The organism is Amycolatopsis sp. (genome assembly GCF_025464955.1).
Classification (GTDB): domain Bacteria; phylum Actinomycetota; class Actinomycetes; order Mycobacteriales; family Pseudonocardiaceae; genus Amycolatopsis.
Map to the genome: position 1 here is coordinate 1 of NZ_JAODNM010000076.1, position 12,622 is coordinate 12,622.

Below are 12,622 nucleotides of genomic sequence, written 5' to 3' on the forward strand. Positions count from 1 at the left end.
CCTGCTTGAGGCGGGCGAGGAAGGCCGGGTCGATGGTGTAGCTCGGCGCCCCGGTGGTCAGGTGCGGGTACCAGGTCACCGGGATGCGCAGGAAGTTGAACTTGGTGGCGATCTGGTCGATCATCGCCTTGGTGGTGGCCGGGTTGCCCCAGCAGGTCTCGCACGGGGTCGCGTCGAAGGAGTTACCCAGGTTCCAACCCGCCTTCAGCTGACTCCAGATGTCCGTGCCGTCGTCGGCGCGGTTCCCGTGCTGGCTGACGACCGCGCCGGGGGCGGGTACCGCCACCGCGCTGGTGACGCCCATCGAAGCCAAGACCATGGTCAAGACGGCAACCAGCGCGATGCGCCGTCGGCGTGCACGGTGTTGTTCGGGGATGGGTCGCATGTTGCTTACCTCCTGAATCGCGGGGGGAGGTCGATGTCCTACCAGGGCGCACAATCCGGCACCAATTCTGGAAGCGCTTCCAGATTACCCAGAGGTCGGCCCGTACTTTCGGATCCTGAGCGCATCTCCCGCACCTGCGAACCAGCCGCGTTGCGGGCTTGGCCGCACGCGTGCGCACCAGACCAGGCAGATGCCGGGCCACGGCCCTGGGGAGTCGACCCGCTCCCCGCGCCACATTGGAAGGTACTACATGGAAGCGCCTCCCGCGATACTTACTCTAAGTCTAAATTTAACCTTGCCTTGTTGGTCTAGACCTCGGATACTCCTCTTAAGATCATGAAGGAGCGTTCGAAAGCACGACCTGAGAGGTGATCATGACTGTGACGCTTACCCTGCGACCCAGAGCGTGCACTTCGACTGCGTCGCGCCACAGAACGAACGCGCGGCCGCTGAGATAGACGACAGCGAGATCCGCCACAATCCACTGTTCGGCGGCATGGCCTGACACTGCTACGGCGATCGCGGAATCTGCACCGAACTGCCACCGTCCACAACGGAGACTCGCGCAGCGGCCAGGTCGACTACGCCGTCGAGCACGACGGCACGGGGCAGTTGACGACGTTCAAGCCAACTGGGGCGGCGAGTCGTCCAGATACACCCTGCCTGGGCAGACCTCGGCCGCCTTCGCCTTCAATTGAGCCCAGACTTCCGTTGGGCAGGGCCAACACCAGAGGAGGAATGTCCATTGCGGACATTTGAACGGAAATCCCGGTTGCTGACGATAACGCTGCTGGGATCGGTTCTGACCGTACTCGTCACCCAGGCCGCCGTCGCCGCGCCGCCCAGCAAGGCCGGCCCGCCGGCGTCCGCGCGCACAGCAAGCCCGAGCGACGCTCCCGATTTCGGCCCCAACGTGAAGATCTTCGACCCCTCGATGTCCTCTTCGGACATCCAGTCTCAGCTCGACAGCATTTCCAACCAGCAGCAGGGCAACGAGTTCGGCGGCGACCGCTATGCCGTGATGTTCAAACCCGGCACATATAACAACGACGTGAATGTCGGCTACTACACCCAGGCACTGGGCCTGGGGCTGAACCCCGACGATGTCACCATCAACGGTGGTGTGCACGTCCAGGACCAGAACGGTGGCGCCCTCGTCAATTTCTGGCGCGGCGCCGAAAACTTCGCGGTGAATCCGTCCGGCGGCACGGACACCTGGGCGGTGTCCCAGTCGTCGCCGATGCGGCGGGTGGACATCCACGGCGACCTCCAACTCTCCGACAGCGGCTATTCGAGCGGCGGGTTCCTGGCCGACTCGAACGTGACCGGCCAGGTGCGCTCGGGCTCACAACAACAGTGGCTGTCCCGCAACACTTCTTGGGGCAGTTGGGACGGGTCCAACTGGAACATGGTCTTCGTCGGCGCGCAGAACGCGCCGGCGCAGTCCTTCCCCAACCCGCCCGACACCACAGTGGACCAGACACCGGTGGTGCGTGAGAAACCGTTCCTCTACGTCGACGGCTCGGGCAACTACCAGGTGTTCGCGCCCAGCGTGCGCACGAACACCGCCGGTACGACCTGGGGCAGTGGCACGGCTCCAGGGAAATCGCTGCCGATCAGCCAGTTCTACATCGCCAAGCCCGCCGACACCGCCGACACGATCAACAGCGCCCTCGCATCGGGCAAGAATCTACTGTTCACACCGGGCGTCTATCACCTGAGCAGCGAGATCCACGTGACCCGGCCCGACACGGTTGTCCTCGGCCTCGGACTGGCCACCCTCACCCCGGACAACGGCAACGCGGCGATGAAGGTCGACGACGTCAACGGCGTCGAGATCGCCGGGTTGCTGCTCGACGCCGGACAGACCAACTCCCCGGTCCTGCTGGAAGTAGGCCCGAGCGGCTCAGGCGCCGACCACAGTGGCGATCCGACGACGCTGTCCGACGTCTTCTTCCGCGTCGGTGGCGCCGGTGTCGGCAAGGTGAGCCAGGCAGCGGTGATCAACAGCAACAACGTCATCACCGACGACACGTGGATCTGGCGGGCCGACCACGGTGACGGCGTCGGTTGGAACGACAACACCGCTGACAACGGGCTGGTCGTCAACGGCGACAACGTCACCGCGTACGGCCTGGCCGTCGAGCATTTCCAGCAGTACCAGGTGATCTGGAACGGCAACGACGGCCGCACGTACTTTTTCCAGAACGAGATGCCCTACGACGTCCCGGATCAGGGCACCTGGCGCGGTGGCGGGAACGGATACGCCGCCTACAAAGTCGCCGACACTGTCACGAACCACCAGGCCTGGGGCCTCGGCAGTTACTGCTACTTCAGTACCAATCCCAGCGTTGTGGCCGATCGTGCGTTCGAAGTCCCGAACACACCGGGCGTGAGTCTCCACGGTCTGGTCACGGTTTCGCTGGGCGGCACCGGGACGATCACCAACATCATCAACGACACCGGCGGCTCGGTGAATTCCGGCAACACCGTCGCCGACCTGTCCAATTACCCGTAAGCAGCACTGCAGTAAGCACATTCACTCCCCCTCCCCCTTCCCCACTGGAGAACTGATGCCACACCCCCGAACCACACCACTGCTCGCGGGCGCTGTCGCGCTCGTCACCGGCTCAGCGGTGCTCGGCCTCGCGCCCGCGGCGAACGCGGCGCCCGCCGCCCTACCGGCACACTTCGCGGCGCCCTATCTGGAACTCAGCGACTCGACCGCCGGCCTCATGGCCGAGGACATGCAGGCCACCGGCACCAACTTCTACACGCTGGCATTCCTGATTCCCCAGAACGGATGTACCGCCCAGTGGGAGGCCGGAAACGCTCCGATCGGGTCCTTCTCCCAGCAGATCAAAGACCTCCAGTCGGCCGGCGGCGACGTGATCATCTCCTTCGGTGGGGCCGCCGGCGGTGAGCTGGCCCAGACCTGCACCTCGGTGCCGGACCTTACGGCCGCCTACGCGAACATCGTCAACACCTACGGGGTGAACCGGCTGGACTTCGACATCGAGGGAAGCACCCTGGACGACTCCGCGGCCAACCAGCGGCGCAACCAGGCGCTGGCCGCGTTGCAGCAACAGAACCCCGCCGTGCAGGTGGACTACACCCTGGCGGTGGCCCCGAACGGCCTACCCGCCGAGGAGATGGGGGTTCTGCAGGACGCCCAGTCGCAAGGGGTGAACGTCAGCGCGGTCGACATCATGGCCATGGACTTCGGTGACGGTGAGAACGCCCTCAACGACGCGCTCTCGGGCTCGAAGGCGACGAGCGACCAGCTCGCCGGGCTCTACGGCATCTCCGGCGCGCAGGCGTACGGCAAGCTGGGCATCACACCGATCGCCGGGAAGAACGACGACAACGAGACCTTCAGCCAGGACGACGCGACCACCCTGGAGAACTTCGCCGCGTCCAACGGCGTGCAGCTCCTCGCCTTCTGGGAAGTAGCCAGCTACGACAAGGCCACGGGCTACGCCTACTCCAGGATCTTCAACCAGATCGCCGGAGGTGCCGCATGAGCGCCAAGTTCCGCTCCACGATGGGTGTGGCGCTGACCGCCGTCACGGCCGCCGCGTTCGCGCTGGCCGCCACCCCGGCGAACGCGGCCGGTGGCGGCGGTTTCGCCCCGTACACCGACATGTCCAACTCGACGGAGTCGTTGCTGGACACCGCGATCACCCAGCACGGCGTCAAGACGTTCACCGCCGCGTTTGTCATCGGCGCCGGGTGCAACGCGATTTGGGGGTCCACCCTGCCGGTGGGGTCCGACCCGGGCACCGATGCCGCGATCGGCAAGGCCAAGTCCGAGGGGGCCTCGGTGATCATCTCCTCGGGTGGCGCGGGCGGTGAACCCCTCGCGTGGACGTGCACGGACCAGAGTGCGATCGAGGCCGGCTACCAGAAGATCATCAGCTCCTACGGGGTGAACTCACTCGACTTCGACATCGAGGGTGCCGCCATCGCCGATACCGCCGCGACCGCCCGGCAGATGACCGCGATGAAGGACCTCGAGGCAAGCAATCCGGGCCTGACATTCTCGGTCACGCTGCCGGTGCTGCCGAGCGGACTGACCCAGGACGGCGTCAACGTCGTCGCGGCGGCGAAGTCCGCCGGAGTCAAGATCGACAACGTCAACGTCATGGCCATGGACTACGGCGGCGGCACGCAGGACATGGGCCAAGCCGCCATCAGTGCGGCACAGGCCACGCTGTCCCAGATGCAGTCCGTCGACTCCGGTTACAGCTACGGCAATGTCGGCATCACCCCGATGATCGGTGTCAACGACGACAACTCGACGTTCACCCTCGACAACGCCGCCACCGTGAAGAACTGGGCCTCTGCCAACGGTATCGGCCGGCTGTCCTTCTGGTCCGCCAACCGTGACCAGCCGTGTTCCGGCTTCGCGCCACACGCGTCGCCGACTTGCAGCGGTGTGAACCAGAACCAGCTGGCCTTCACCGACTCGTTCGCCGGCTTCTGATCGGAGTGCCGGTGTGGGACCGGGCTCGGTCCCACACCGGTCGTGTGTCCATTGTGGAAGGAGCACTGCCATGCTTATCAGACGTATGATGGCTTTTCTTGTCGGTGCGGCGACAGCCGCGGGAATGCTCACCGCGACGTCGGCCGCGGCCCACGCCGCGCCGGCTTCGTTCGTCAGCCAAGACCAGTTCAACCAGATGTTCCCCAGCCGGAACGGCTTCTACACCTACGACGGCCTGCTCAACGCCATGAACTCCTACCCGGGGTTCGCTAGCACCGGCAGTGACACCACGCAGCGGCAGGAGGCGGCCGCGTTCTTGGCCAACGTCAGCCATGAAACCGCCGGCCTCGTGTACATCGTCGAGCAGAACACCGCCAACTACCCGACCTACTGCGACTGGGGCCAGTCCTACGGGTGTCCGGCCGGGCAGGCGGCCTACTACGGTCGCGGTCCACTCCAGTTGAGTTGGAACTTCAACTACAAAGCGGCCGGTGACGCACTGGGCATCGACCTGCTCGACAACCCGTGGCAGGTCGAGCAGGACCCGGCGGTCGCGTGGCAGACCGGGCTCTGGTACTGGTTCACCGGAACCGGCGCCGGTGGCACCACCTCGCACGACGCCATGGTCAACGGCGCCGGTTTCGGTGCGACGATCCGGGCCATCAACGGCGGCCTGGAGTGCAACGGCAACAACCCCGACGAGATGCAGGACCGGATCAACCTCTACACGCAGTTCGCCGGCGTCTTGGGCGTCGACCCGGGTGGCAACCTGTCCTGCTGACCGCTGTGCACGGCTTCGAGGGACCCCTGGTACGGATCATTCGTACCAGGGGTCCCCCGGTACGAAACGGTTGAGCCCAGCAGCCAAGGCTTTTGCGCTCGCCTTCCCCAGGTCAGTGTTGCGTGATCTCCCGTTTGCGGGCGTCGATCAGGTATCGCTGCGAGTGGCAGACGAACGAGCCTTCGACTTCGATCCGGTGATGGAGCCGCTCCAGCTGCGGGCGGTAGCGCTCGATGGTGAACCCGGGCACGGTCCAGAGGACCTTGCGCAGGAAGTGGACGACGGCGCCGATGTCGAAGAACTCGACACTCAGCGCCTCCGAACGCAGGTCCACCACGGTGAGTCCGGCGGCTTCGGCTGCCGCGGCCGCGCGTCGCGGGCTTCGCGAGTCGTCGTCGGGGGTCGGTCCGACGATCGCCTCGTAGAGCTCGCGGTTGGTGCCGGCGCCGATGCCCTGCGACAGGTAAGTACCACCGATCCGCAGGACGCGCGCGATCTCGTCCCAGTGGATATACGTCGGATGCCTGCTGGTGACCAGGTCGAACGTGTCGTCGTCGAACGGCAGGTCCGCTTCGTTGGCCACCTGCACGACCGAACCGCCGAGCGGCTTGAGCGCGCGTTCCGCGATCGCGAGGTTGGGGAGCCAGCCCTCGGTCGCGAAGAGCGTCTTCGGCGGCTTGGGGATGCCGGAAAGCACCTCACCGCCGCCGGTCTGCAGGTCGAGCGCTGCCGTGGCGACGCCCATACGCTCGGCGAGGAGCCTTGAGTAGCCCCACGACGGGCGTTCCTCGGTGGCGCGGCCGTCGAACCAGGAGAAGTCCCAGCCGTCGACGGGCACCGCGTCGCCTTCGGCCAGGAGGTCCTCGAACGTCTTCAGCTTGGTCATCTTCCGAGATTCCCAGTACCGACCAGGACCCGCAATGGAATTGAGGCCTCTTTAGCGGTCGATGACCTTGCCGTCGACGACTTCGAGGTGCCGAGTGGTGGCGACCGCGTCGAGCATCCGCCGGTCGTGCGTGACCAGCAACAACGTGCCCGGATAGGTCGCGAGCGCAGCCTCCAGCTGCTCGATCGCGGGCAGGTCCAGGTGGTTCGTCGGTTCGTCGAGAACCAGCAGGTTCACGCCCCTGGCCTGCAATAACGCCAGCGCGGCCCGGGTCCGCTCGCCCGGCGACAACGTCTGTGCCGAACGCGTCACATGGGCGGCCTTGAGGCCGAATTTGGCCAGCAGGGTGCGCAGCTCGGCATCGGCGAACTCCGGCACCTCGGCGGCGAACGCCTCCACCAGCGGGAGGTCGCCGAGGAACAGCTTCCGAGCCTGGTCGACCTCGCCGACGACGACGCCGGAGCCGAGCGTGGACTCCCCGGCGGTCAACGGGATCCGGCCGAGCATGGCGCCGAGCAGGGTCGACTTCCCGGCCCCGTTGGCGCCCGTGATGGCCACCTTGTCCGCCCAGTCGATCTGGACGTCGACCGGGCCAAGAGTGAACCCGCCGCGCTCGACCGTCGCCCCGCGGAGCACCGAGACGACCGCGCCGGCCCTGGGCGCGGCGGCGATCTCCATCCGCAGCTCCCATTCCTTGCGGGGCTCCTCGACGACGTCCAGCCGCTCGATCATGCGATCGGTCTGGCGGGCCTTCGACGCCTGCTTCTCGGTGGCTTCCGAGCGGAACTTGCGGCCGATCTTGTCGTTGTCGGGCGCCTTGCGCCGGGCGTTCTTGACGCCCTTCTCCATCCAGCCGCGCTGCATCGCCCCGCGGGCTTCGAGGGTGGCCTTGGTATCAGCGAACTCCTCGTAGTCCTCACGGGCGTGCCGCCGGGCCACCTCGCGTTCCTCGAGATAGGCCGCGTACCCACCGCCGTAGGCCCTGACCTGCTGCTGGGCCAGGTCGAGCTCGACGACCCTGGTCACCGTGCGCGTCAGGAACTCCCGGTCGTGGCTGACCAGCACAGTGCCGGCGCGCAAGCCGGTGACGAAGCGCTCAAGGCGGTCCAGGCCGTCCAGGTCGAGGTCGTTGGTCGGCTCGTCGAGCAGGAAGATGTCGTACCGGCTGAGCAGCAGCGAAGCCATCCCCGCCCGAGCCGCCTGACCGCCCGACAGCGAGGTCATCAACTGGTCGAGGCCGACGGTCAGGCCGATTTCGGCGATGACCTCCTCAGCGCGATCCTCGAGGTCCGCGCCGCCGAGGGCGAGCCAACGGTCGAAGGCGTCGGCGTAGCGGTCGTCCGCGCCTGCCTTTTCGGCGGCGAGGTCTTCGGTCGCGGCGTCGAGCTCGGCCTGCGCGGCGGCGACCCCGGTCCGGCGGTTCAGGAACCCCGCGATCGTCTCTCCGGGACGCCGTTCCGGTTCCTGCGGCAGGTGACCAACCGTGGCCGTGGGCGGGCTGAGCCGCACTGTCCCGGCTTCTGGCACGGCGAGCCCGCCGAGGGTCCGCAGCAACGTGGACTTGCCCGCGCCGTTGACCCCGACGAGGCCGACGACGTCGCCTGGCGCGATGACCAGGTCCAGGCCGGAGAACAGGACGCGGTCGCCATGTCCGGCGGCGAGATCCTTGGCGACGAGAGTTGCGCTCATGAGGAACCGAAGTCTACTGGGTGACGACGCACCGGCACCGACACGCGTACCCAAGGTGACATGCTCGCTAGGCTGTGCCGGTTCATGCCAGGTTCAGCTGTAGGTATGCGATGAGGTCGGTGAAGGTTATGGCGGAAACCGCCACTCCGGGCACGCTAGGCCGCCGGGCGGCCGAGCAGGCGCCGCGGCCCACCCTGAGCAGGCGGCGGGAGGTCAGCCACGCCAGTGCGCGGTCCCTGCTGATGACCGTGGTCGGCGAGTTCGTCCTGCCCAGGGATCAGCCGGTCTGGACCTCCAGCCTGGTCGATGTCCTCGGCATGCTCGACGTCGAGGAGAAGTCGGCTCGGCAGGCGCTGGCCAGGTCGTCCGCCGAGGGCTGGGTGACCTCCGAACGGGTCGGCCGCCGGGTCCGCTGGTCGCTCACCCCGCCCGGCCGCCGCCTGCTCACCGAAGGCGCCGCGCGGATCTACGCCTTCGGTGACGAGCCCCGGTCGTGGGACGGCAGCTGGCTGATGCTCGTCGTGTCGGTCCCGGAAGCCAAGCGGGACCTGCGCCACCGGCTGCGGACGCGGCTGACCTGGGCCGGTTTCGGCTCCCCGGTCGCCGGGGTGTGGATCAGCCCGGACGTGTCGCACCAGGGCGAGGCGCAAAAGATCGTCAACGAGCTCGGCCTCGACACCCAGGCCATGTCGTTCACCTCCCGGTACGGCGAGATCGGCGAGCAGGAGACGATGGTCGCCCGGTCCTGGGACCTCAGCGAGCTCAAAGACCGCTACGAGGACTTCATCGACACCTTCACCGGCCTGAACCCGGCTCCGGGCGAGCCGACACTGCGGGCACAGATCCGGCTCGTCCACGAATGGCGCCGCTTCCCGTTCCTCGACCCGCAGCTTCCGCCGGAGCTGCTGCCCGCCAACTGGAGCGGGTTCAAGGCCGCCGCGCTGTTCCACCGCACGCATGTCGAATGGCGCCCGGAAGCCTTACGGTATTGGGCCGACCTGGTCGAAACCGAAGAGTCTGGATAAGCATGTCGACGGAAACCGCACCCGTGCCCTCGCAAGTCCGCATCGAGCGCGCGTCAAGCGGCCTGGCGGTGCTGACCATCGACGCGCCGCCGCTGAACCTGTACACCGCGAAACTGCAGACGCAGCTGGGCGAGGCGCTCGAAGAACTGGAGGCCGTCACTCCCCGCGCGGTGCTCATCCGGGCCGAGGGCAAGATCGTCAGTGGCGGCGTTGATGTGTCGCTGTTTGCCGCGCAGGAGAACGTATCCGACGCGAAGCGGCTGTTCGACCAGATGCTGACGATCCCTGATCGGGTCGCCGCGTTGAACTGCCCGACCGTGTTCGCCGCGCACGGCCTGTGCCTGACCTGGGCGTTCGAGGTGGCCGTCGCCTGCGACATCATCCTCGCCGCCCAGCGCGCCAAGTTCGGGCTCGTGGAGCGTGTCGTCGGGCTGACGCCGACCATGGGCGGAACGCAGCGGCTCGCCGCCCGCGCCGGAATCGGGCGCGCGAAGGAGTTCGTGATGACCGGCGCCACCTACGACGCGGCCACCCTGGAACGGTGGAACGTCGTCAACCGGGTCTTCCCGGACGACGGTTTCGCCGACGCCGCGGAAGCCTTCGCGACCGACATCGCGACCGGGCCGACGAAGGCGCACCTGGCCACCAAGCGGGTGCTGGACCATTTCCAGCACGGCGGCGTCCCGGAAGCCAACGCGCACATCACGACGATCGCCGCGGAGCTGTTCGAGACCGAGGACCTCCGGGGCGCCGTCCAGAGCTTCCTCGCCGACGGCCCCGGCAAAGCGACGTTCACCGGCCGCTGAGCCCGCTGCTGGAGCCCGCGCGCGAGCGACTCGGGGGACGTTTAATACAAATCATTTGTATCGGGGGGCGTTTCGTCCGCAGAAGCCCGGCTGACAGCGGACGCACTGGCCAGTCACGTCGTGCAGGTGGTGCTGGTGATGGCGATGTGACTGCTGGGACTCCCGAAGGCACTCTCGGCAAGGCAGAGACGCCGTGAAGGCCTAGTTGAGTACGCCTTACGCCATGAAGGTGGCCTTCACGACACGTCACGCCACACCTGCCACATCAGCCCCGCCAGTCACCCCGACATGACGCGACAGGCCCTCGGACCCCTTGCGCGTGCCTAACTCGCCCCGGTCCCTGCTGCAGTAAAGCCGAACCCACCACCTCAACCGACCAACGACCCGACACCCCTAAGTTCCAGGCATTGGCGTTGAACCCACTGGGGTGGCACCGAGGGAGCCTCAGACGCGACGCAAGCGGACGACGGCGCTCGCGTAGTCCCCGGCGGGCAGGTCGAGTGTCAGCCCGTGGGAGAGCAGGACGGCACCGTGGTGTGAAACGCCGGAATCCTCGTCGACGTACTGGGCCGCCGGGTCGAGTCCGGGAAGCCGAACGGCCGCGTCGGCCCGTCCGTAATGCCCGGCCGTGCGGAAGCCGAACACCACCGCGCGGTCGCCGTCGGGCGAGAGGTACGACAGCGCGGTCAGATCCGCCGCCGGCGGGGACAACCGGTACAGCCTGCCGTACTGCACGACCTCCCGGATCTCCTTGTACAGCTGGATCTGCTCACGCGCGTAGGCGAGGTCCTCACCCGCCCACGTCCCGATGTCGCCGCCGATGCCGAGCGCCCCGCACATCGCGACGTGGAACCGGAACGGCAGCGGGATCGTGCGGCCGGTCAGGAAGTTCGGGTTGTCCGTCACCCAGGCCGCCATCGCGCGCGGCGGGTAGAACTGGCTGAAGCCGTGCTGGATCTCGAGCCGGTCGTAGGCGTCGGTGTTGTCCGACGTCCACATCTGGTCGGTCCGCGCCATGACGCCGAAGTCGATCCGCCCGCCTCCCCCGCCGCAGGCCTCGATCCGCAGGCCGGGGTATTCGGCACGCAGTGTGTCCATGATCCGGTAGACCGCGCGGGTGTGCTCGATCCACAGCCGGTCCGGATCGCCGGTGTTCGACGGCCAGCCCGCTTCGCTGAACGCGCGGTTCATGTCCCACTTGAGGAAGTCGATACCGTGCTCGCCGACGAGCTCGCGCAGCCACTGCAGCGCCCAGTCGGCGACTTCGGCCCGGGCGAAGTTCAGCACCAGCTGGTTCCGCAGCTCGGTGCGCTGCCGGTTCGCGTAGTGCAGGATCCAGTCGGGGTGTTCGCGGTAGAGGTCGCTGTCGGGGTTCACCATCTCGGGCTCGACCCAGAGGCCGAACCGCATGCCCAGCCGGTGCACCTGGTCGACCAGGGGCTTGAGACCCTCGGGGAAGCGCTCGCGGTTGACCTGCCAGTCACCGAGCCCCGCGTCGTCGTTGGTGCGCCGGCCGAACCAGCCGTCGTCCATCACGAACATTTCGACGCCGAGGTCCGCGGCGTGCACCGCGAGCGCCCGCTGCTGCTGGTCGTTGACGGTGAAAGCCGTGGCTTCCCAGGAGTTGTAGAGCACGGGACGGATCTCGTCGTTGTGCGGCAGGACATGCTTGACGGCATAATCGTGCCAAGCGCGGCTGGACCCGCCGAACCCGCTCGCGTGGTAAAGCCCGAGAAACTTCGGTGTGGCCAGGGTTTCCCCCGGCTGCAGCCGCCAGCTGACACCATCGTGACCGAAGCCGCCGGTCACGCTCACCCTGTCGTCGGAGGTGCGAGCCGTTGTGATCCGCCAGGAGCCGCTCCACGCGAGCGCGGCGCTCCACACCTCGCCCTGCTCTTCTCCCGCGTCACCGGCGTCGATCATCAACGACGGGTTGGCATGGTGGCCGGTGATCCCGCGCCGGCTGGTCAACACCGTCTCGCCGCGGGCGATTTCCCCGCGCCGGGCCTGCGTTTCCGCGCACCACCACCCGGTCGTCTCGCTGAGCCGGTACCCGGTGCGCGGCGGGATCACCCACGCGGCCGAGTCGAGCCGCAGCAGCTCGACGACATCGATGTCACCGGAGTTCGTCACCGTGGTCCAGCGCTCGATGACGTCGACGCCGTCCAGCACGCGGTACGACAAACTCACCTGCAACGGGTAGTGCCGATCCCGGAAGTCCAGGCGCAGGAGCGCTTCCCCTTCACCCTCGACGATCTCGTGACCGAGGAACAACCACTCGAACGCCCGGGTGCCGTCGGCGAACCGGACCTGCAGCGACGGCGGCCCGAACCGCGGCCCGCCGTCCACGGCCAGCTCCTCGAGCCCGTCCGCGGCACCGTCGAAACTGTTGGCCGGCTCGGGATCGGGTCCGACCACGCTCAACGCCTGGGTGAGGGTGAGCGGCGGTCCCCAGTGGACGTGCTTGGGCGCGTCCTGCGCGGTCAGCGCCAGCGCGTAGCTCGTCGATGCCGTGTGGAGCAACCACATGCGGCCACCGGCGGCACAGTCGATTGCGGCCATGA

The 12,622-nt window shown here is 67.4% G+C and carries 10 protein-coding genes; 6 read left to right on the forward strand and 4 right to left on the reverse strand.

Annotation, left to right across the window (positions count from 1 at the left end; translation table 11 throughout):
- Positions 1–385, reverse strand: a 385-nt coding sequence (locus tag JWQ81_RS16980) for a cellulase family glycosylhydrolase (RefSeq protein ID WP_297542559.1), incomplete at its 3' end; no start/stop codon positions are given.
- Between the two features lie 772 nt (positions 386–1,157).
- Here JWQ81_RS16980 and JWQ81_RS16985 point away from each other — a divergent pair.
- From JWQ81_RS16985 to JWQ81_RS17000, 4 genes are all read left to right on the forward strand, one after another.
- On the forward strand, positions 1,158–2,903 hold the full coding sequence (locus tag JWQ81_RS16985; RefSeq protein WP_297542561.1) for a coagulation factor 5/8 type domain-containing protein: 1,746 nt from the start codon (positions 1,158–1,160) through the stop codon (positions 2,901–2,903).
- A gap of 55 nt (positions 2,904–2,958) precedes the next feature.
- Positions 2,959–3,909, forward strand: a complete 951-nt coding sequence (locus JWQ81_RS16990; protein WP_297542563.1) for a glycosyl hydrolase family 18 protein — start codon at positions 2,959–2,961, stop codon at positions 3,907–3,909.
- Entirely contained in the window at positions 3,906–4,871 is a 966-nt protein-coding gene (locus JWQ81_RS16995) for a chitinase (protein ID WP_297542565.1), read from the forward strand. The genes JWQ81_RS16990 and JWQ81_RS16995 overlap by 4 nt, the downstream gene beginning before the upstream one ends.
- A gap of 70 nt (positions 4,872–4,941) precedes the next feature.
- Entirely contained in the window at positions 4,942–5,652 is a 711-nt protein-coding gene (locus JWQ81_RS17000) for a chitinase (RefSeq protein WP_297542567.1), read from the forward strand.
- A gap of 112 nt (positions 5,653–5,764) precedes the next feature.
- Here the strand turns inward: JWQ81_RS17000 and JWQ81_RS17005 are convergent, their stop codons facing one another.
- Together JWQ81_RS17005 and JWQ81_RS17010 are read right to left on the reverse strand one after the other, a co-directional pair.
- Complete coding sequence (locus JWQ81_RS17005) at positions 5,765–6,538, reverse strand: class I SAM-dependent methyltransferase (protein WP_297542569.1); 774 nt, start codon at positions 6,536–6,538, stop codon at positions 5,765–5,767.
- 51 nt (positions 6,539–6,589) lie between these two features.
- On the reverse strand, positions 6,590–8,227 hold the full coding sequence (locus JWQ81_RS17010) for an ABC-F family ATP-binding cassette domain-containing protein (RefSeq protein ID WP_297542571.1): 1,638 nt from the start codon (positions 8,225–8,227) through the stop codon (positions 6,590–6,592).
- 128 nt (positions 8,228–8,355) lie between these two features.
- On the opposite strand from JWQ81_RS17010, the gene JWQ81_RS17015 reads away from it, so the two are divergent.
- Positions 8,356–9,252, forward strand: a complete 897-nt coding sequence (locus JWQ81_RS17015) for a PaaX family transcriptional regulator C-terminal domain-containing protein (protein WP_297542573.1) — start codon at positions 8,356–8,358, stop codon at positions 9,250–9,252.
- Positions 9,253–9,254: 2 nt separating this feature from the next.
- On the forward strand, positions 9,255–10,058 hold the full coding sequence (locus tag JWQ81_RS17020; RefSeq protein ID WP_297542575.1) for an enoyl-CoA hydratase/isomerase family protein: 804 nt from the start codon (positions 9,255–9,257) through the stop codon (positions 10,056–10,058).
- A 444-nt stretch (positions 10,059–10,502) separates the two neighbouring features.
- Here the strand turns inward: JWQ81_RS17020 and JWQ81_RS17025 are convergent, their stop codons facing one another.
- Positions 10,503–12,620 carry an alpha-galactosidase gene (locus JWQ81_RS17025; protein WP_297542577.1) on the reverse strand — a complete coding sequence of 706 codons (2,118 nt, stop codon included), beginning with the start codon at positions 12,618–12,620 and terminating at the stop codon, positions 10,503–10,505.
- Between the last annotated feature and the right edge of the window lie 2 nt (positions 12,621–12,622).